Genomic DNA, 19,778 nt, shown 5'->3' with positions numbered 1-19,778 from the left:
TTCGTTCTTTCGTGTTTCCAGCTTACCAGACGTTTTCCGCTCCGTTTTCCGGAGCTTCACTCACCTGACTCGCTTTCGTACTTTCAGCTTATCAGACGCTTTCCGCTCCGCTTCCGGCGCTTCCTTCGTCCAACTCGCTGGTGTCTTCTGCGGCTTGACGCCCCGTCCGACGTTTCAAACTCTAGCCGACCCCCGCTCCGAAAAGCGAATCCGGCCGCAATCCCCTGAAATGAGCACACCGAATAAGACCTGCGCCGTGAAAGCCGAAAGGCATGACGCGACACGATCCGCACGGGAAGTGGTGTTTCAGAGGATTGGCCGCCCCGGGACCGTCCGCGCTGATGCGTGTCCGGTGCTCCCTGCCGAGCGACTAGAGAACACTACGCCCGATGGGGTGGAGGTGCAAACCCTCCCGGGCGGCGCCGGCCGCGGAAAGCCCGCAGGCCGGTCCGCTGGGGAGCGGACCGGCCTGCGGGGCCCGGCGACGGACGGGGGAACCCGCCGTCGGGAGGCTCAGCTGTTGGTCGGGAAGCCGAGGTTGATGCCGCCGTGCGAGGGGTCGAGCCAGCGCTGGGTGACGGCCTTGCCGCGGGTGAAGAAGTGAACGCCGTCCGCGCCGTAGGCGTGGGCGTCACCGAACAGCGACGCCTTCCAGCCGCCGAAGGAGTAGTAGGCGACCGGGACCGGGATCGGCACATTGATACCGACCATGCCGACCTCCACCTCGTACTGGAAGCGCCGGGCGGCGCCACCGTCGTTGGTGAAGATGGCGGTGCCGTTGCCGTAGGGGTTGTCGTTGATGAGCGCCAGACCCTCCTCATAGGAGGCGACCCGCACCACCGAGAGCACCGGGCCGAAGATCTCGTCGGTGTAGACGGACATGCCGGGCTTCACGTGGTCGAACAGCGTCGGGCCCAGCCAGAAGCCGTCCGCCGTGGGCGTGCCGTGAAGGTCCTCGACCGTGACCGGGTGCTTGCGGCCGTCGACCGCGAGCTCGGCGCCGTCCGCGAGACCGGACTCGACGTAGGACGTGACCTTGTCCCGGTGCTGGCCGGTGACCAGCGGGCCCATCTCGGACTCGCCGTTGCAGCCCGGGCCGACCGTGAGGGTGGCGATCCGCTGCTTGATCTTCTCGACCAGCTCGTCGCCGACCGGGTCGACCGCGACCAGGACGGAGACCGCCATGCAGCGCTCGCCGGCCGCACCGAAGCCGGCGTTGACGGCGGCGTCGGCGCTCAGGTCGAGGTCGGCGTCGGGCAGGACCAGCATGTGGTTCTTGGCGCCGCCGAGCGCCTGGACGCGCTTGCCGTAGCGGGTGCCGGTCTCGTACACGTACCGGGCGATGGGGGTGGAGCCCACGAAGCTGACCGACTTGATGTCCGGGTGCTCCAGCAGGCGGTCGACGGCCACCTTGTCACCGTGCACGACGTTGAAGACGCCGTCCGGCAGGCCGGCCTCCTTCCACAGCCCGGCCAGGAAGTTGGCGGCGGACGGGTCCTTCTCGGAGGGCTTGAGGACGACGGTGTTACCCGCGGCCACCGCGATCGGGAAGAACCACATCGGCACCATGGCCGGGAAGTTGAACGGCGAGATGATCGCGACGGGGCCGAGGGGCTGGCGGATCGAGTAGACGTCGATACCGGTGGAGGCCTGCTCGGTGAAGCCGCCCTTGAGCAGCTGCGGGATGCCGCAGGCGTACTCGACGACGTCCAGACCGCGGGCGATCTCGCCGAGCGCGTCGGAGTGCACCTTGCCGTGCTCGGCGACGATGATCGACGCCAGCTCGTCCCGGCGGGCGTTGAGCAGCTCGCGGAAGGCGAAGAGCACGGAGGTGCGCTTGGCGATCGACGCGGTGCGCCACTCGGTGAACGCCGAGGCGGCGGCGGCCACCGCCTGGTCGACCTCGGCGGTCTCCGCGAAGTCGACGTGGCCCGTGACCTGGCCGGTGGCCGGGTCGAAGATGTCACCGCGACGGGGCGCGGCACCGGCGGTGGCGACCGGCCGGCCGCCGATCCAGTGGGTGATGTGCTTGCTCAAGGTCCGTCTGCCTCCGAAGTCCCGGGCGGCATCAAGCCACCGGTCCCTTGTGTGACGCCGCCCGCGCGGTGGCCGGGCGACGGGGTCACGGGGCTACCGCGCTCGGCACCCAGTCTGGTCGCCCTCGCCGACGGGCTCAACGAACAGGCTGACGGGTATCGGCGGTTCAGCCTTACAGGTCGTCGGGCGGGGGCCCGGAGAGGAGACGGAGCGGCTCCCGAGGGCCGAGTGGAGGGGGCTCGGGGCGGACGACGGAGGGCGCAGGGCGCGAGAGGTCACGCCTCCTCCTCGTCCTCCAGGTACGGGTCGTGCAGGCCGTCGGCCGCCTCCTGGGTCTCCAGCAGGTCGAGCCTCAGGTCCTGTGCCCACGCGAGCGCCCACCGCTTCAGCGCGTCGACCTCCTCCGCGGGACAGCCCCGGGCCCGGAACCGGCCGTCGGCGGCCTCGACCAGGGTCTCCAGCCGGTCGGCGAGCACCGCGGGCTGGAAGTCGGCATCGAGCGCGGTGGCCAGCGCGAGGAGCTCGCCCTCCCGGTACCAGGCGGTCAGCGCGTGCACGTCGATGAGGTCACGGGGCAGGGCCCGGTCGGCGAGCAGCGCCGTGGTGAGCGCCGCAGCGTCCTCCAGCGCGACGGCCGTCACCGCCAGCGGGGCCTCGGGCCCGCCCAGGCCGACCCGGACCGGCCGGTGGCCGAGCGGTTCCTTCCGCAGTTCGACGGCGTGCGACCTCCCACCGAGGGTGAGCCGGACGGAGAGCTGTTCCATGCGCGGCGTGCCCGGCCGCTCGGCGACCCCGCCGCCGGCCGCCCGGTAGGCGGCGGCCAGTTCGGCGGCGGCCTGCGGCAGGTCGGTGGTGCCGTCGGCCACCAGGGTGAGCCCGTCCTGGGGGCAGGCCGGGACGCCGTGGGCACGCAGGGCGTGCCCACCGGCGAGGGCGAGTCCGGTCCGGTCGCAGACGGGCCTGGCCAGTTCGGCGAGACGCAGCTGGGCCGGGTCCGGGCGGAGGGACGGGTCGACGGCGTCCGGGGCAGTGGTCACCCCTCCAGTCTGGCGCGCCGCGCCATCCCGTGCGCCGCTCCCCCGCACCGTTCCGGGCGGGTGGCTGCCGGGCCGCCGAGCCCGTCCGGCAGGGGGACGGCCCAGGGACGGCCCGGAGACGGCCCGGGGACGGCCCGGCGGTTCACCCGTCGCTGAGCCCCGCGGCGGCCTCGTGGAGGACGAGCTCCAGGACGACCGGGTCGTTGAGCCGTCCGGTGCCGTCGGGCGGGACCAGCCAGCGGACGCCCCGGCTGCGCCGGCCGGGGTGCGGCACGACGATCCAGGTCCCCTCGCCCGCGCAGCGCACGCCGGTGCCGACCCACCGGGCGGCTGTGCCGACGGGGACCAGGAACCCGATGTGCTCGTCCCCGAAGTCGGCCAGGACCGGTCCGCAGGACCGGGCGCCGAGCAGGTCCACGGCGGGCCGGCCGAGCCTGCCGGGCACCGAGAGAAGGTCCCAGCGACGCCCGGCGGGGAGCAGCATCAGGCCGAAGCCGGTGCGTTCCCACTGCTCCCGGAAGGCCTCCGGGTCCGGTGCCGCCTGGGCCAGCCAGTGCAGTCCGGTGTGTTCCATGTGTGGTCCCCGCTTCTTCGCGTCGGTGCTGTCCGAGACACGGCGGGGGACAGTGAGACCCGCCGTCACCAACGAGAGGCGGACGGCGGGTCTCTCTTACACAGGTCCAAGGGTCGCCCGGGTCACACCTGGGCGACCCGACGGCCGCGGCCGTCGGCTACCGACTACCGGTCAGCTGTCGAAGCCGAGCCCCATCCGGTCGAGGGCGCGCAGCCAGAGGTTGCGCCGGCCGCCGAGGCGGTCCGCGCGCTCCAGCGACCGCGTGGTGATCTCGATGCCCGCCCAGCGGACCGGCTCGGGCGGGAAGGGCAGCGGCTTGCGGCGGACCATCTCCAGGTCGGTGCGTTCGGTGCGCTCCCCCGACAGCAGGTCGAGCATCACCTCGGCGCCGAAGCGGGTGGCGCCGACGCCGAGGCCGGTGTACCCGGCGGCGTACGCGACCCGGCCGCGGTGGGCGGTGTCGTAGAACGCCGAGAACCGGCTGCAGGTGTCGATGGCACCGCCCCAGGCGTTGGTGAAGCGGACGCCGTCCAGCTGGGGGAAGCAGCGGGCGAAGTTCTGCGCCAGGGTGTCGAAGGTCTGCGGTCGCTGGTCGTACTCCCGGCGCAGGTGTCCGCCGAAGTGGTAGACGGCGTCGTAGCCGCCCCAGAGGATCCGGTTGTCGGCGCTGAGCCGGAAGTAGTGGAACTTGTTCGCGCTGTCGCTGAGGCCCTGCCGGCCGCGCCAGCCGATGGCGGCGAGCTGCTCGTCGGTGAGCGGCTCGGTCATCAGGGCGTAGTCGTACACGGGGACGATGTACGGACGGACGCGCCGGAGCAGGGACGGGAAGGCGTTGGTGCCGAGGGCGACCTTGCCCGCGAACACCCGGCCGTGCGGGGTCCGGACGCTCATACCGGCGCCGTCGTCGTTCAGGTCGAGCGCGGGAGTGTGCTCGAAGATCCGTACCCCCTGGGCGAGGCACGCGGCCCGGAGGCCCCAGGCCAGCTTGGAGGGATGGACCATGGCCACGCCGTCCCGGTCCCAGACGCCGCCGAGGAAGGTCGGCGAGTCGACCTCGGCCCGCAGCGCGTCGGCGTCGAGCACGGTGAGGTCGAGGCCGTACTCGGCGACGGCCTCGGCGAGCTCGTGGAGTTCGTCGAGCTGGTGGGGCTGGGTGGCGATGTCGATCTCGCCGGTCCGCTCCCACTCGGCGTCGATGCCGTACCGCTCCAGGGTCGCCTCGATGCCGTCCAGGTTGGCGGCGCCGAGGCGTTCCAGCCGCCCGAGTTCGGCGGGCCAGCGCTGCAGGCCGTTGCCGAAGCCGTGGGTGAGGCTGGCGGCGCAGAACCCGCCGTTGCGTCCGGACGCGGCCCACCCGATCTCCTGCCCCTCCACCAGGACGACGTCCAGCGAGGGGTCGCGTTCCTTGGCGATCAGGGCCGTCCACAGGCCGGAGTAGCCTCCGCCGACGACCAGGAGGTCGCAGGTGGTGGGACCGGCCAGGGCCGGCAGGGCCGGGGGGCGGCCGGGGTCCTCCAGCCAGAAGGGGGTGGGCCTGGCGTCAGCGAGCGCGCGGGCGGAGTCCATGCATTATCAGCCACTTTCTGCACGTAGAACGGTACGGAGGGTTGGTCAGGCGGCGGCCTTGCGACGGTTGCCGAGCCACTGGCCGGCCACCGTGAGCACGACCGCGGCGGCGAACATCGCGGTGCCGATGACGTTCACCTGGACCGGGATGCCGCGCTGCGAGGCGCCCCAGACGAACATCGGGAAGGTGACCGTGGTCGGTCCCGAGTTGAACTGGGTGATGATGAAGTCGTCGAAGGAGAGCGCGAAGCTGAGCAGCGCGCCCGCCGCGATGCCGGGGGCGGCGAGCGGCAGGGTGACCCTCAGGAAGGTCTGGGCGGGGGTCGCGTAGAGGTCCTGGGCGGCCTGTTCGAGCCGCGGGTCCATGCTCATCACACGGGCCTTGACCGCCGTCACCACGAAGCTGAGGCAGAACATGATGTGCGCGATGAGGATGGTGGTGAAGCCGAACGGGATGCGCATGTTGAGGAAGAGCGTGCCGAGCGAGGCGGCCATCACCACCTCCGGCATGGCCATCGGCAGGAAGATCATGGCGCTGGTGGCGCCCTTGCCGCGGAACCGGTAGCGGGCCAGCGCGAAGGCGACCATGGTGCCGAGCACGGTGGCGCCGACGGTGGCGGCCACCGCGACCTGGAGGCTGAGCGACAGCGAACTGCACATCTCGGCCACGCCGCAGGGGTCGGTCCAGGCGTCGGTGGAGAACTCGTTCCACTCGTAGTTGAACTTGCCGACCGGCTTGTTGAACGAGAAGGCGAGCACGACCAGGTTGGGGAGCACCAGGTAGGCGAGGGCCAGCAGGCCGGCGAGCACCACCAGGTTGCGGCGGATCCATGTGATCACTCTGGACATCAGACCAGTTCCTCCGTCCCGGCTTTGCGCATGTAGACCGTCACCACGCCCAGGATCAGGGCCATCAGGATGAAGCTCAACGCGGCTGCCGTGGGGTAGTCGAGCACGTTCAGGAACTGCTTCTGGATGCCGTTGCCGACCATCTGCTCGCTCGGCGAGCCCAGCAGCTGCGCGTTGATGTAGTCGCCGGACGCCGGGATGAAGGTGAGCAGGGTGCCCGCGACGACGCCGGGCAGCGAGATCGGGAAGGTCACCTTGCGGAAGGTCGTGAACGGGCGGGCGTAGAGGTCGCCGGCGGCCTCGTGCAGGCGCGGGTCGATCCGCTCCAGCGAGGTGTACAGCGGCAGGATCATGAACGGCAGGAAGTTGTAGGTGAGGCCGCAGACCACGGCGAGCGGGGTGGCGAGCACCCGGTCGCCGGAGGTGAGGCCGAGCGCGCCGGTGACGTCGAGGACGTGCAGCGCGTCGAGCGCGCCGACCACCGGGCCGCTGTCCGAGAGGATGGTCTTCCAGGCCAGCGTGCGGATCAGGAAGCTGGTGAAGAACGGCGCGATCACCAGGATCAGGATGACGTTGCGCCAGCGCCGGCCCGCCTTGAACGCGATGGTGTAGGCGAGCGGGTAGCCGATGGCCAGGCAGAGCACGGTCGCGGTGGCGGCGTAGCCGAACGACCGGACGAAGTGCCACCGGTACTCGACCAGGGCGTCCCAGTACGTCGCGACGTGCCAGGTGACCCGGAAGCCGTCCTCCAGCGAGCCGGTCTGGAGCGAGGTGGACGCCTGGTACACCATCGGCACCGCGAAGAAGACGACCAGCCAGGCGATGCCGGGCAGCAGCAGCCAGTACGGGGTGAGCCGTCGCCGGGGGCGCGGTCCGGGACCAGGGGGGCGGGCGCCGTCGGGGGGTATGGCCTCCGCGGGGGCCGCCGGGATGGTGGTGGTCATGCCGCCGCCTCCCCGGTGCCCGCGTCGATCGCCTGGGCGGCGTCCAGGGCGAAGGAGTGCGCCGGGTTCCAGTGCAGGACGACCGGGGCCCCGGGGACGATCCGGGTGTCGCGCTCCATGTTCTGCTCGAAGACGGTGACCTCCTGGCCGCCGTCCGTGCGCACCAGGTACTGGGTGGAGACGCCGATGAAGCTGGAGTCGACGACGGTGCCGACCAGGCGGTTGCGCCCTTCGGCGACCTCGGCGGAACCGTGCTCGATGGTGATCTTCTCCGGCCGTACCCCGAGGTGGACCCGCTTGGCCTCGGCGGCACAACGGGCCCGGGGCACGGTGAGCCGGGTACCGGCGGCGGTGAGCAGCAGGTCCTCGCCGGCGCTGCCGGTGACGTCGGCGGGCAGCAGGTTGGACTGGCCGAGGAAGTTGGCCACGAAGGTGGTGGCGGGGTTCTCGTAGAGCTCGGCGGGTGCGCCGAGCTGTTCGACCCGGCCGCCGTTCATCACCGCGATGGTGTCGGCCATGGTCATGGCCTCCTCCTGGTCGTGGGTGACGTGGACGAAGGTGATGCCGACCTCGGTCTGGATCCGCTTGAGCTCCAGCTGCATCTGGCGGCGGAGCTTGAGGTCGAGGGCGCCGAGCGGCTCGTCGAGGAGCAGCACCTGCGGGTGGTTGATCAGGGCGCGGGCGACGGCGACGCGCTGCTGCTGGCCGCCGGAGAGCTGGTGCGGCTTGCGCCGGGCGTACGCGCCGAGCTCGACCAGTTCGAGCATGTCCTCGACCTGCTTCCTGACGTCCTTCTTGCCGCGCCGGCGCAGGCCGAAGGCGACGTTCTCGAAGATGTCGAGGTGCGGGAAGAGCGCGTAGCTCTGGAAGACCGTGTTGACCGGGCGCTTGTACGGGGGCAGCGCGGTGACGTCCTGGCCGCCGATCAGGACGGTGCCGGAGGTGGGCTCCTCCAGACCGGCGATCATGCGCAGGGTGGTGGTCTTGCCGCAGCCGGAGGCGCCGAGCAGGGCGAAGAAGGAGCCCTGCGGGACGGTCAGGTCGAGCGGCTGGACGGCGGTGAAGGCGCCGTAGGTCTTGCCGATGCCGGTGAGGCGGACGTCGCCGCCGGCCGGGGTGCGCAGCTGGTCTGTCATGGGGGTCTCTCTGGTCGCGGCCGTCGGGGGTCAGGCGCCGATGAGCTTGGAGAACTTCTCCTCGAAGGAGCTCTCCTCGGCCTCGGTGAGGGTGCGGAAGACGTGCGCCCTGGCCGCCATCTCGGGGGTGGGGACGACCAGGGGGTTGGCCGCGGTGTCGGGGGAGAGTGCGGCGAGCTCGTCCTTCATGCCGGTGACGGCGGAGACGAAGCCGATGCCGGCGACCAGCTGCGCCGCGATCTTCGGCTGGTAGTAGAAGTCGATCAGCTTCTCGGCGTTGGTCTTGTGCTGGGCCTTGGCCGGGACCAGCAGGTTGTCGGTCGAGGAGACGAAGCCCTTCTCCGGTATGACGAACTCGATGTCCGGGTTGTCGGCGCGCAGCTGGATCAGGTCGCCGCCCCAGGCGACGCAGGCGGCGATGTCGCCGGAGGACAGCTCCTGGCCGTAGTCGTTGCCGGTGAAGCGGCGGATCTGCTTGCTGTCGACGGCCTTCTGCAGCCGGGCGATCGCGGCGTCGTAGTCGTCGGCGGTGAATTTCGTCGGGTCCTTGCCCAGGTCGAGCAGGGTCATGCCCACGCTGTCGCGCATCTCGGAGAGGAAGGTGACCCGGCCCTTGAGGTCGGGGTCGTCGAGCAGCTGGGAGATGCTGCCGACCTCCTTGCCCCTGGTGGCCTTCCGGTTGTAGGCGATGACCGTCTGGATGCCGGCCCAGGGGTACGAGTAGAACCGGCCCGGGTCCCAGTCGGGGGCGCGGAAGCGGGACTCGACGGTGGTGATGGCGGTGGTGACGTTGGCCGGGTTGAGCTTCTGCGCCCAGCCGAGGCGGATCAGCCGGGCGGCCATCCAGTCGGTGAGCACCACCAGGTCGCGGCCGGTGTCCTGACCGGCCGCGAGCTGCGGTTTGACCTTGCCGAAGAACTCGACGTTGTCGTTGACGTCCTCGGTGTACCTGACCTTGATGCCGGTGGCGGCGGTGAAGGCCTCCAGGGTGCCGTGCTTCTCCTTGTCGTTCTCGTCGGCGTCGACGTAGAGCGGCCAGTTGGAGAAGTTGACCTCCTTCTCGCCTTCCGAGAGGTCCTCGGCGGCGTTGGCGGTGGAGTCACCGGTGCCGGCGGTCCTGGCCGGCGGGATACCGCAGGCGGCCAGGGTCCCGGCGCCGGCGGCCAGGGCGGCGGCGCGCAGTACGGTGCGGCGGCCGACCGCGGCCCGGCCGCTGGTGAGGCTGCGTTCCCAGGCCTTGCGGACCGGATCGGGCAGACCGTCGGTGAGCTCGTTGAACGCCATGGAACGGGCCTCCTGGGGCAGGGGGGTGGGGGTCCCCCGGGGGTTATCTGTCTCCGAAGACGGTGCGGTGCCAGTCCTTGCGCGCCAGAGCGGTGGTGTCGAACATGACGTGCTTGACCTGGGTGTACTCGTCCATCGAGTACTGGGACATGTCCTTGCCGTAGCCGGAGGACTTGTAGCCCCCGTGCGGCATCTCGCTGATGATCGGGATGTGGTCGTTCACCCAGACGCAGCCGGCCGCGAGCTCGCGGGTGGCGCGCAGCGAGCGGTGGACGTTGCCGGTCCAGGCGGAGGCGGCCAGGCCGAAGGGGGTGTCGTTGGCCAGCCGCAGGCCCTCGTCGTCGGTGTCGAAGGGCAGCACCACCAGCACCGGGCCGAAGATCTCGCCCTGGACGACCTCGCTGTCCTGCGCGGCACCGGTGATCAGGGTCGGCAGGTAGTAGGCGCCGGGGGTGAGGTCGGTGCCGTCGTGGCCCTCGCTGCCGGTCGCGCCGCCGGTGACCACGGTGGCGCCGGCCGCACGGGCGCGCTCGACGAAGCCGGCCACCCGGTCCCGGTGGGTGTGGGAGACCAGCGGGCCGAGGTCGGTCCGCGGGTTCAGCGGGTCGCCCACCCGGACGGCCCGGTACAGCTCGGCGACGCCGGTCACGAAGGCGTCGTAGAGCGGCCGCTGGACGTAGGCGCGGGTGGCGGCGGTGCAGTCCTGGCCGCTGTTGATCAGCGAGGCGGCGACCGCGCCGTGCACGGCGGCGTCCAGGTCGGCGTCGTCGAAGACCACGAAGGGGGCCTTGCCGCCGAGCTCCAGGTGGGTCCGCTTGACGGTCGCGGCGGCCAGCTCGGCGACCCGGCGGCCCACCGGGGTGGAGCCCGTGAAGGAGACCATCGCGACGTCCGGGTGGGCGACCAGGTGCTCCCCGGCGGTCCGCCCGGCGCCGGTGACCACGTTGACCACGCCGTCCGGGATGCCGGCCAGGGTGCAGGCCCGGGCGAACATCAGCGAGGTCAGCGGGGTCAGCTCGGCCGGCTTCAGGACGACGGTGTTGCCCGCCGCGATCGCCGGGAGGACCTTCCAGGCGGCCATCTGCAGCGGGTAGTTCCACGGCGAGATCGAGCCGATCACGCCGATCGGCTCGCGCCGCACGTACGAGGTGTGGTCACCGGAGTACTCGCCGGCCGCCCGGCCCTCCAGGTTGCGGGCGGCGCCGGCGAAGAAGGCGGTGTTGTCGATCGTCCCGGGGACGTCGAACTCGGTGGAGAGCTTGATCGGCTTGCCGGTCTGCGCGGTCTCCACCCGGGCCAGGTCGCCGGCGGCGCCGGTGAGGACGGCGGCCAGCCGGGTGAGTGCCTCGGAGCGTGCGCCGGGGGTGGCACCCGCCCACTCCGGCAGCGCGGCCCGGGCGGCGGCGACGGCCTCGTCGACCTGCCCGGTGGAGGCGAGGGTGACCTGCTCGACCACGCTGCCGTCGGCGGGGTTGACGACCTGGAAGGGCTCGCCCCTCCCCCGGTCCGACCGGCCCGCGATGTACTGCGCGCCCGCGCCGAAATCGGTCAGGTCCATCTGGTTCCTCCAAGTTCCCGGTGGTTCGACCGCCCGTACGGCGTCCTTGATCATCCCTGCGGGGCCGCACGCGCCGGTGGACGAGGGGCCCGTTCGGCGTGGTCGGACTGGTCGAGTCGCCGCGCCCGCGGTCCAGGGGAATCCGTTCCGACAGGTCGCCGGGATCCGCGATCCTGGCAAGACCGATGGGGGTCCGGCAAGGGATTCCGCTGTTGCTTTCTGGTTACGCCACGGATTCCGGGGGTGATGCCCGTGTTTCGCCACAGCCGACCCGCTGACCATGCCCAATGCCGCAGGGGCGTGACAAGGGTCACTCCGCCAACCTCGAAGCTCAGGGCCTTACAGGGTGCAAAGGTTCGGCCGGGGCGACAGGTCGTCGCCGGGATGGATGATTTACCTGACACTCTGAACCCTGGAGGCAGCGATGCTCCCCACCGTCGCCCATGTCCTGGACCTGGAGGTGATGCGGCGCGGCCTGCCCCAGGTGGTCGCCGGCGCCGCCCATCTGGAACGCCCGGTCCGCTGGGTGCACGTCAGCGAGCTGCCCGACGTCGCCGGCGTGCTCCAGGGCGGCGAGCTGGTCCTCAGCACCGGCATCGCCCTCCCCGAGGACCGCGAGGGACTGGCCCGCTACGTCCGCGACCTCGCCGACGTCGGCGTCGCCGGGCTGGTCATCGAGTTCGGCCGGCGCTACTTCGACACGCTGCCGCGGGCCCTGGTGCACGCCGCCGAACAGCGGGGCCTGCCCCTGATCGCGCTCCGCCGCGAGCTGCGCTTCGTCGCCGTCACCGAAGCGGTGCACGCCCTGGTGGTCAACGCCCAGCTGGAGCAGCTGCGCACCTCGGAGGCGATCCACCAGGTCTTCAACGAGCTCGTCGTGGAGGGCGCCGAACCGGTCGAGGTGGTCCGCCAGGTCGCCCGGATAGCGGGTGCCCCGGTCGTCCTGGAGAACCTCGCCCACCAGGTGCTGACCCACGACCCCGCAGGCCGGCCCGAGGCCGACCTGCTGGAGGACTGGGAACGCCGCTCGCGCGGGGTCCGCCCGCCCGGCCGCACCGGCCACGACCCGCGCAGCGGCTGGCTGGTCACCACGGTCGGCGCCCGCGGCCAGGACTGGGGGCGGCTGGTCCTGGTCCAGGACCCCGGGCCGCTGCCCGACGACGGCCCGCACCCGAACACCATGCTGCTGGAACGCGGCGCCTCCGCCCTGGCCCTCAACCGGCTGGTGGTCCGCGACCGGGAGAGCCTGGAGCGGCAGACCCACCGCACCCTGCTCTCCGGCATCCTCACCCACGCCCTCACCGTCTCCGAGGTGGCCCTGCGCGCCCAGGCGCTCGGCGTCCCGCTGGAGAGCCGCCGACTGGTCGGCGTGGTGCTGCGGCAGCGCCGCGGCCCGATCCCCGCCGCGCTGGAGGCACAGGCCCGGCTGCGCGACTTCACCGAGCTGGCGGCGAGCGCGGTCCGCGCCTGCCGGCTCTCCGCCCTGGTCGGCGCGCTGGACGACGAGGGCGTCGGCGTCCTGATCGCCCTCGGCCCCCAGCAGGAGGAACACGCCTCGCTGGACGCCTTCGCGGCGGCGCTGCGAAGGCTGGCCGCCGAGGCCGCACGCGACGCGGCCGCGCCGTCCCCCGTCGTCGCGGTCGGCTCCTCGGTCGGCTCGGTCCGCGACGCCCGGCGAACCCTGCTGGAAGCCACCCAGGTCGCCGACGCCGCCCTGCACGACGCGCCCGGCGGCCGGGCGGCGGCGTACTACCGGCTGCCCGACGTCCGGCTGCGCGGCCTGCTGCACCTCCTGCGCGACGACGCCCGGCTGCAGACCTACGTGGAACGCGAGCTGGGCCCGCTGCTCGCCTACGACGCGGAGCACAACGGCCAGCTGGTCCGGATGCTGCGGATCTATCTGGAGCAGGGCCGGAACAAGTCGGCGGCGGCCGATGCCGCGCACCTGTCCCGGCCGTCCTTCTACGACCGGCTGCACAAGGTCGAACGGATCCTCGGGGTCGACCTCGACCAGGTGGAGTCCTGCCTGTCGCTGCACGTCGCCCTGCTCGCGCTGGACGCCGTCCGGCGCTGAGCGTGACCCGCCGCGAGGCGGGCCGCCCCGTACGGCCCGCCTCGGCGCCGGGTCGGCGGGCCGGGGGTCACCGGGTCGGCGGGTCGCTGGGTGTCAGGGTGTCAGGGCGCCGGGTGTCACAGTGTCAGACGCCGGTGATCCGGCCCCAGACCTTGTGAAGGACGGGCCGCTCCGCCGAGGTGACGTCGCGCATGGTGTGCAGCCGCGCGCGCATCTCCTCGGTCGGGAAGACCAGCGGGTGCTCGGCCAGCTCCGCCTTCTCCTTCTCCCCGCTGGCGGCGAGCACCTCGCGGGCGGCGGGCACCGGGCAGATGTACTGCACGGCGGCGGCCAGCTCGGCGGCCACCTCCGGCTGGTAGTAGTGGTCGATCAGCTGCTCCGCGTTGCGCTTGTGCCCGGCCCGGTTGGGGACCAGCAGGCTCTCCGCCCAGAGCTCGCCGCCCTCCTCCGGCACCACGAAGTCGAGGTCCGGGTTCTCCGCCATCAGCTGGACGGCGTCCCCCGAGTACGCCTGGCAGGCCAGCGCGGCGCCGGAGGCCAGGTCGCTGGTGTAGTCGTTGCCGGTGAAACGCCGGACGTGCCGGGTGTCGACCATCTTCTGCACCTGGTCCATGGCCCGGTGCGCGTCGTCCGCGGTGAACGCGGCGATGTCGGCGCCGTGGGCGAGCATCAGCAGTCCGAGCGCCTCGTCCAGTCCGGCGAACAGGGTGACCCGGCCCTTGAGGTCGGGCGCCCAGAGGTCGGCGGTGGAGCGCAACTCGCGGCCGAGTTCCTTGCGGTTGTAAGCGATGCCGGTGATCCCGGACTGCCACGGCACGCTCCGCCGCCGTCCGGGGTCGAAGGCCGGCGCCGCCAGCTGCGGATCCAGGTGGGCGGTGACGTGGGGCAGGTTGGCCCGGTCCAGGGTCTGCACCCAGCCGAGCGAGACGTACCGTCCGGCCATCCAGTCGCTGACCACCATGAGGTCCCGGCCGGGGTCGGTGCCCTGGGTGAGCACCGGGCCCATCTTGCCGAAGAACTCGTCGTTGTCGTTGATGTCCTCGGTGTAGGTGACGGCGATCCCGGTCCGCTCGGTGAAGGCGTCCAGAGTCGGGCGCCGTCCGTCGTCGTCGGCGTCGATGTACTGGGTCCAGTTGGAGAAGACCAGCCGCGGCTCGTCCCCGGAGCGGTCGGGGGCGGACCGGCGTTCCTCGGCGACGTACGCGGACGGGATTCCGCAGCCCGTGAGGGTGCCGGCGCCGAGCAGCCCGGCGGTGCCGAGCACGCTGCGGCGGGTCAGGGCACGGCGGGTCGGGGTGGTGGGGGACATGGGAGCCTCCGGGGCGTGGGGCGGCCCCGGGCGCGCGGGCACCCGGGGCCGCCCGGTCGGTTCTGGTGCTGCCGTGTGCCGTGGTGCCGCCCCGCCGAACGGGCTGCGGCTCGGCCGGCCGCCCTACGGGTCAGACGGTGTGCGCGTCGGTCAGCGAGAGCACCTCGTCGAGCACCGCGAGACCCGACTTGGCCTCCTCCTCGGTCACCGTGCACGGGGGGACGACGTGGAAGCGGTTCATGTTGACGAACGGCCAGAGCCCGCGCCGCTTGCACGCGGCGGCCAGCTCGGCCATCGGCGCGTTGGCCGCACCGGCCGCGTTGTACGGCACCAGCGGCTCGCGGGTGGCGCGGTCCTTCACCAGGTCGAGGGCCCAGAACACGCCGAGCCCGCGCACCTCGCCGATCGAGGGGTGGCGCTCGGCCAGCTCGCGCAGGCCGGGGCCGATCACCGTCTCGCCGATGTGCCGGGCGTTCTCGACGATGCCCTCCTCGGCCATCGCGTTGATCGTGGCGATCGCCGAGGCGCAGGCCAGCGGGTGACCGGAGTAGGTGAGCCCGCCGGGGAACGGCCGCTCGGCGAAGGTCGCGGCGATCTCCGCGCTGATCGCCACGCCGCCGAGCGGGACGTAGCCCGAGTTGACGCCCTTGGCGAAGGTGAGCAGGTCCGGGGTGACGTCCCAGTGGTCGGCGGCGAACCAGGCGCCGGTACGGCCGAAGCCGGCCATCACCTCGTCCAGGATGAAGACGATGCCGTAACGGTTGCAGATCTCCCGGACGCCGGCCAGGTAGCCGGGCGGCGGGACGAGGATGCCGGCGGTGCCGACCACCGTCTCCAGGATGATCGCCGCGACGGTGCCCGGGCCCTCGAACGCGATCACCTGCTCCAGGTGCGCCAGCGCGCGCTCGGACTCCTGCGCCTCGTTCTCGGCGTGGAAGTTGGAGCGGTAGGCGTACGGCCCCCAGAAGTGCACGATGCCGGAGACACCGGTCTCGTTGGCCCAGCGGCGCGGGTCGCCGGTGAGGGCGATCGCGTTGGCGGTGGCACCGTGGTACGAGCGGTAGGTGGCGAGCACCTTCTGACGGCCGGTGTGCAGCCGGGCCAGCCGGATGGCGTTCTCGTTGGCCTCGGCGCCGCCGTTGGTGAAGAAGATCCGGTCGAGGTCGCCCGGGGTCCGCTCGGCGATCAGCCGGGCGGCCTCGCTGCGGGACTCCACCGCGAAGCCGGGAGCGATGGTGCAGAGCTTCGCCGCCTGCTCCTGGATCGCCGCGACCACCTTCGGGTGCTGGTGACCGATGTTGGTGTTCACCAGCTGCGAGGAGAAGTCGAGGTAGCGGTTTCCGTCGTAGTCCCAGAAGTACGAGCCCTCGGCGCCGGCCACCGCGAGGGGGTCGATCAGGGCCTGGGCGGACCACGAGTGGAAGACGTGCGCGCGGTCGGCTGCCTTGACGGCCTGGCCGGCGGCTGGGTCGGCGGTGGGGATGCTCATGCGGCAAGGCTAGGGAGTCCGGCCGCCGAAGTGCAGGCGCATCCTGTCAGGCGGTCACCCGAACGGCCGACAGGGTGCAAAGACACAGGGCCCGGGTCGCAAGGACCCGGGCCCATCGTCGGATCACCCGAACATCAGATCGCAGGCATCCTGTGCCCGGCCGTCACGACCCGCTGGATCGGTCATGCAGCACCCGACCGTCAAGACCCGCTAGATCGCGGTCATACAGCACCCGACCGTCAAGACCCGCTAGATCGCGGTCATGACGTGCTTCACGCGGGTGTAGTCCTCGAAGCCGTAGGAGGAGAGGTCCTTGCCGTAGCCGGACTTCTTGAAACCACCGTGCGGCATCTCGGCGACCAGCGGGATGTGGGTGTTGATCCAGACGCAGCCGAAGTCCAGCCGGCGGGACATCCGCATCGCGCGGGCGTGGTCCTTGGTCCAGACCGAGGAGGCCAGCGCGTACTCGACGCCGTTGGCGTAGTCGACGGCCTGGTCCTCGTCGGAGAACCGCTGCACGGTGATGACCGGGCCGAAGACCTCGTTCTGGATGATCTCGTCGTCCTGGTTCAGCCCGGAGACGACGGTCGGGGCGTAGAAGTAGCCCTTGTCGCCGACCCGGTGGCCACCGGCCTCGACCTTGGCGTGCTTCGGCAGGCGCTCGATGAAGCCGGTGACCTGCGTCAGCTGGTTGGCGTTGTTCAGCGGGCCGTAGAGCACGTCCTCGTCGTCCACGCCGCCGGTCTTGGTCTCGGCCGCGGCCTTGGCCAGCGCCTCGACGAACGCGTCGTGGATCGACTCGTGCACCAGCACGCGGGTGGCGGCGGTGCAGTCCTGGCCGGCGTTGAAGAAGCCCGCCACGGAGATGCCCTCGACCGCCTCGGCGATGTCGGCGTCCTCGAAGACCACGACCGGGGCCTTGCCGCCCAGCTCCAGGTGGACGCGCTTGACGTCCTTGGAGGCGGACTCGGCGACCGAGATGCCGGCCCGCACCGAGCCGGTGATCGAGGCCATCGCCGGGGTGGGGTGCTCGACCATGGCCTTGCCGGTCTCCCGGTCGCCGCAGATCACGTTGAAGACGCCGGCCGGCAGCCCCAGGTCCCTCAGGACGCCGCCGATGATCTCGGCCAGCAGCACCGTGGAGGCGGGGGTGGTGTCGGAGGGCTTCAGCACCACGGTGTTGCCGGCGGCGATGGCCGGGGCGAACTTCCAGACGGCCATCATCATCGGGTAGTTCCACGGCGCCACCTGGGCGCAGACGCCGACCGGCTCGCGGCGGACGATCGAGGTCATGCCGTCCATGTACTCACCGGCGGCCTTGCCCTCCAGCAGACGGGCGGCACCGGCGAAGAACCGGAGCTGGTCGACCATCGGGCCGATCTCCTCGGAGAGCGTCAGCGACCGCGGCTTGCCCGTGTTGCGACACTCGACGTCGACGATCTCGTCGGCACGCGCCTCGACCGCGTCGGCGATCTTCAGCAGCAGCTTCTGCCGGGTGCTCGGAGTGGCGTCGCGCCAGAGCGGGAACGCGGCTGCGGCACTGGCCATGGCGGAGTCCACGTCGGAGGCACCGGACAGCGGGGACGTCGCGTAGACCTCGCCGGTGGTGGGGTCGACGATGTCGAGCGTGCGGCCGTCCGCCGCGTCGACGAACTCACCGTTGATGTAGTTGCGCAGCGTGCGAAGGTCGCTCACGGTCTCTCCTCGGTCTCGGCCTGCGGCGTTGCAGAATCCGGCGCCATGGTACGTCGACCGGTCCGGCCGACGAAGGGCGCCGAGTGGCCGGGCCAGCGGCGGCACGGTCCACTGGTGGGGTAGTTCGCGCGGCCCTGCGGAGCCACGCGGGTACCGGGTCAGGTTAACCGTTCGACTGCCGGTATCGACAGATCGGTCACGTGGGTGCGATGAAATCCGCATCCGATTTCCAAGATCACGACGAAATCAGCAGATCCCGAGCTTGCGAACACGATCCTGATCAGGCACAGTTGCGGCGTGGCCAACCGCGACCGGAACGCCAGCGTTCCCCTCGACGCCGCCTCCAAGGCGATCATCGAGCAGCTCCAGGAGGACGGGCGCCGCCCGTACGCCGCCATCGGCAAGGCCGTCGGCCTGTCCGAGGCGGCCGTACGACAGCGCGTCCAGAAGCTGCTCGACCAGGGCGTGATGCAGATCGTCGCCGTCACGGACCCGCTCACCGTCGGCTTCACCCGCCAGGCGATGGTCGGGATCCGGGTCGAAGGCGACATCGAACCCGTCGCCGACGCGTTGGCCGCCCTCGACGAGGTCGACTACGTCGTCTGCACCGCAGGCTCGTTCGATCTCCTGGCCGAACTGGTCTGCGAGGACGACGAGCACCTGCTCGAACTGATCAACAAGCGCATCCGCGCGCTTCCCGGCGTGCGGAGCACCGAGAGCTTCGTTTACCTGAAGCTCCGGAAACAGACCTACACCTGGGGCACCCGATGACAGCCGACCCGGCGCAGAAGGACCTTTCCAAGACCGCCTACGACCACCTGTGGATGCACTTCACCCGCATGTCGTCGTACGAGAACTCTCCCGTGCCGACGATCGTCAAGGGCGAGGGCACCTACGTCTGGGACGACAAGGGCCGCAAGTACCTCGACGGCCTCGCCGGCCTGTTCGTCGTCCAGGCCGGCCACGGCCGTGAGGAGCTCGCCGAGGCCGCCGCCAAGCAGGCCAAGGAGCTCGCCTTCTTCCCGGTGTGGAGCTACGCCCACCCGAAGGCCGTCGAGCTGGCCGAGCGCCTGGCCAACTACGCCCCGGGCGACCTCAACAAGGTCTTCTTCTCCACCGGTGGCGGCGAGGCCGTCGAGACCGCATGGAAGCTTGCCAAGCAGTACTTCAAGCTGACCGGCAAGCCGACCAAGTACAAGGTCATCTCGCGCGCCGTCGCCTACCACGGCACCCCGCAGGGCGCCCTCTCCATCACCGGCCTGCCGGGCCTGAAGGCCCCGTTCGAGCCGCTGGTGCCGGGCACCCACAAGGCCCCGAACACCAACATCTACCGCGCCCCGGCCTTCCTGGCCGGCCCCGACGGCACGGTCGACCCCGAGGCGTACGGCCGCTGGTGCGCCGACGAGATCGAGGTCGCGATCCTCAACGAGGGCGCCGACACCGTCGCCGCCGTCTTCGTCGAGCCGGTGCAGAACGCCGGCGGCTGCTTCCCGCCGCCGCCCGGGTACTTCCAGCGCCTGCGCGAGATCTGCGACCGCCACGACGTGCTGCTGGTCTCGGACGAGGTCATCTGCGCCTTCGGCCGCCTCGGCACCATGTTCGGCGCCGACAAGTTCGGCTACCAGCCCGACATGATCACCTGCGCCAAGGGCATGACCTCGGGGTACTCCCCGATCGGCGCCACGATCATCTCGGACCGCCTCGCCGAGCCGTTCTACAAGGGTGACAACACCTTCCTGCACGGCTACACCTTCGGTGGCCACCCGGTCTCCTCCGCGGTGGCGCTGGCCAACCTCGACATCTTCGAGCGCGAGGGCCTGAACCAGCACGTCCTCGACAACGAGGCGAACTTCCTCGGCACCCTGAACAAGCTGCGCGACCTGCCGATCGTCGGCGACGTCCGCGGCAACGGGTACTTCTACGGCATCGAGCTCGTGAAGGACAAGGCCACCAAGGAGTCGTTCAACGACGACGAGGTCGAGCGCGTCCTCTACGGCTTCCTGTCGAAGGCGCTCTTCGACAACGGCCTGTACTGCCGCGCCGACGACCGTGGCGACCCGGTCGTCCAGCTGGCCCCGCCGCTGATCTCCGACCAGTCGACCTTCGACGAGATCGAGCAGATCCTGCGGACCAGCCTCACCGACGCGTGGGCGAAGATCTGACGGTCCGAGCCTCCTTCCCCACCCTCCGCCGCAGGGCGGTCCCGCTTCCCGCGGGGCCGCCCTG

At 71.3% G+C, this 19,778-nt stretch carries 15 protein-coding genes; 3 read left to right on the top strand and 12 right to left on the bottom strand.

Annotated elements, in window-relative coordinates:
- Positions 1–513: 513 nt before the first annotated feature.
- The 9 genes from PUR61_RS31565 to PUR61_RS31525 form a co-directional block, all read right to left on the bottom strand.
- Entirely contained in the window at positions 514–2,037 is a 1,524-nt protein-coding gene (locus PUR61_RS31565; protein ID WP_329882914.1) for a CoA-acylating methylmalonate-semialdehyde dehydrogenase, read from the bottom strand.
- A gap of 275 nt (positions 2,038–2,312) precedes the next feature.
- Positions 2,313–3,074, bottom strand: coding sequence for a nucleotidyl transferase AbiEii/AbiGii toxin family protein (locus PUR61_RS31560; RefSeq protein ID WP_329882913.1), 762 nt, complete (start codon positions 3,072–3,074; stop codon positions 2,313–2,315).
- Between the two features lie 142 nt (positions 3,075–3,216).
- The gene (locus PUR61_RS31555; RefSeq protein WP_329882912.1) at positions 3,217–3,648 is read right to left on the bottom strand and encodes a hypothetical protein; all 432 of its coding nucleotides are present in this window, start codon (positions 3,646–3,648) and stop codon (positions 3,217–3,219) included.
- Between the two features lie 171 nt (positions 3,649–3,819).
- Positions 3,820–5,214: an NAD(P)/FAD-dependent oxidoreductase gene (locus PUR61_RS31550; protein ID WP_329882911.1), complete on the bottom strand. Its 1,395-nt coding sequence runs from the start codon at positions 5,212–5,214 to the stop codon at positions 3,820–3,822.
- A 45-nt stretch (positions 5,215–5,259) separates the two neighbouring features.
- The gene (locus tag PUR61_RS31545) at positions 5,260–6,063 is read right to left on the bottom strand and encodes an ABC transporter permease (protein ID WP_329882910.1); all 804 of its coding nucleotides are present in this window, start codon (positions 6,061–6,063) and stop codon (positions 5,260–5,262) included.
- A complete protein-coding gene (locus tag PUR61_RS31540; RefSeq protein ID WP_329882909.1) occupies positions 6,063–7,007 on the bottom strand; it encodes an ABC transporter permease in 945 nt (314 codons plus the stop codon). The genes PUR61_RS31545 and PUR61_RS31540 overlap by 1 nt, the downstream gene beginning before the upstream one ends.
- The gene (locus PUR61_RS31535; protein ID WP_329882908.1) at positions 7,004–8,143 is read right to left on the bottom strand and encodes an ABC transporter ATP-binding protein; all 1,140 of its coding nucleotides are present in this window, start codon (positions 8,141–8,143) and stop codon (positions 7,004–7,006) included. The genes PUR61_RS31540 and PUR61_RS31535 overlap by 4 nt, the downstream gene beginning before the upstream one ends.
- Before the next feature lie 30 nt (positions 8,144–8,173).
- On the bottom strand, positions 8,174–9,427 hold the full coding sequence (locus tag PUR61_RS31530; protein ID WP_329882907.1) for a polyamine ABC transporter substrate-binding protein: 1,254 nt from the start codon (positions 9,425–9,427) through the stop codon (positions 8,174–8,176).
- Between the two features lie 43 nt (positions 9,428–9,470).
- Positions 9,471–10,985: a gamma-aminobutyraldehyde dehydrogenase gene (locus PUR61_RS31525; protein ID WP_329882906.1), complete on the bottom strand. Its 1,515-nt coding sequence runs from the start codon at positions 10,983–10,985 to the stop codon at positions 9,471–9,473.
- Between the two features lie 424 nt (positions 10,986–11,409).
- On the opposite strand from PUR61_RS31525, the gene PUR61_RS31520 reads away from it, so the two are divergent.
- Positions 11,410–13,059, top strand: a complete 1,650-nt coding sequence (locus tag PUR61_RS31520) for a PucR family transcriptional regulator (RefSeq protein WP_329882905.1) — start codon at positions 11,410–11,412, stop codon at positions 13,057–13,059.
- A 124-nt stretch (positions 13,060–13,183) separates the two neighbouring features.
- On the opposite strand, the gene PUR61_RS31515 is transcribed toward PUR61_RS31520, so the two are convergent.
- From PUR61_RS31515 to PUR61_RS31505, 3 genes are all read right to left on the bottom strand, one after another.
- Positions 13,184–14,368 carry a polyamine ABC transporter substrate-binding protein gene (locus PUR61_RS31515; RefSeq protein ID WP_329882904.1) on the bottom strand — a complete coding sequence of 395 codons (1,185 nt, stop codon included), beginning with the start codon at positions 14,366–14,368 and terminating at the stop codon, positions 13,184–13,186.
- 130 nt (positions 14,369–14,498) lie between these two features.
- Positions 14,499–15,857, bottom strand: coding sequence for an aspartate aminotransferase family protein (locus PUR61_RS31510; protein WP_329882903.1), 1,359 nt, complete (start codon positions 15,855–15,857; stop codon positions 14,499–14,501).
- Between the two features lie 249 nt (positions 15,858–16,106).
- On the bottom strand, positions 16,107–17,552 hold the full coding sequence (locus PUR61_RS31505; RefSeq protein WP_329882902.1) for a gamma-aminobutyraldehyde dehydrogenase: 1,446 nt from the start codon (positions 17,550–17,552) through the stop codon (positions 16,107–16,109).
- Positions 17,553–17,849: 297 nt separating this feature from the next.
- On the opposite strand from PUR61_RS31505, the gene PUR61_RS31500 reads away from it, so the two are divergent.
- Entirely contained in the window at positions 17,850–18,323 is a 474-nt protein-coding gene (locus tag PUR61_RS31500) for an Lrp/AsnC family transcriptional regulator (protein ID WP_030243538.1), read from the top strand.
- Positions 18,320–19,714 carry an aspartate aminotransferase family protein gene (locus tag PUR61_RS31495; RefSeq protein WP_329882901.1) on the top strand — a complete coding sequence of 465 codons (1,395 nt, stop codon included), beginning with the start codon at positions 18,320–18,322 and terminating at the stop codon, positions 19,712–19,714. Before PUR61_RS31500 ends, PUR61_RS31495 begins: the two co-directional genes overlap by 4 nt.
- The last annotated feature ends 64 nt before the right edge of the window (positions 19,715–19,778 follow it).

Source organism: Streptomyces sp. BE20, assembly GCF_036322525.1.
GTDB lineage: Bacteria > Actinomycetota > Actinomycetes > Streptomycetales > Streptomycetaceae > Kitasatospora.
The sequence above is the reverse complement of the archived record's forward strand: the minus strand, read 5'-3'. Positions and strand labels throughout refer to the sequence as shown.

Bases quoted from the DNA above. Each gene is read 5' to 3' on its own strand.
- PUR61_RS31540 (WP_329882909.1), bottom strand. From the start codon at position 7,007: ATGACCACCACCATCCCGGCGGCCCCCGCGGAGGCCATACCCCCCGAC.
- PUR61_RS31520 (WP_329882905.1), top strand. From the start codon at position 11,410: ATGCTCCCCACCGTCGCCCATGTCCTGGACCTGGAGGTGATGCGGCGC.
- PUR61_RS31555 (WP_329882912.1), bottom strand. From the start codon at position 3,648: ATGGAACACACCGGACTGCACTGGCTGGCCCAGGCGGCACCGGACCCG.
- PUR61_RS31535 (WP_329882908.1), bottom strand. From the start codon at position 8,143: ATGACAGACCAGCTGCGCACCCCGGCCGGCGGCGACGTCCGCCTCACC.
- PUR61_RS31545 (WP_329882910.1), bottom strand. From the start codon at position 6,063: ATGTCCAGAGTGATCACATGGATCCGCCGCAACCTGGTGGTGCTCGCC.
- PUR61_RS31515 (WP_329882904.1), bottom strand. From the start codon at position 14,368: ATGTCCCCCACCACCCCGACCCGCCGTGCCCTGACCCGCCGCAGCGTG.
- PUR61_RS31495 (WP_329882901.1), top strand. From the start codon at position 18,320: ATGACAGCCGACCCGGCGCAGAAGGACCTTTCCAAGACCGCCTACGAC.
- PUR61_RS31550 (WP_329882911.1), bottom strand. From the start codon at position 5,214: ATGGACTCCGCCCGCGCGCTCGCTGACGCCAGGCCCACCCCCTTCTGG.
- PUR61_RS31530 (WP_329882907.1), bottom strand. From the start codon at position 9,427: ATGGCGTTCAACGAGCTCACCGACGGTCTGCCCGATCCGGTCCGCAAG.
- PUR61_RS31510 (WP_329882903.1), bottom strand. From the start codon at position 15,857: ATGAGCATCCCCACCGCCGACCCAGCCGCCGGCCAGGCCGTCAAGGCA.
- PUR61_RS31525 (WP_329882906.1), bottom strand. From the start codon at position 10,985: ATGGACCTGACCGATTTCGGCGCGGGCGCGCAGTACATCGCGGGCCGG.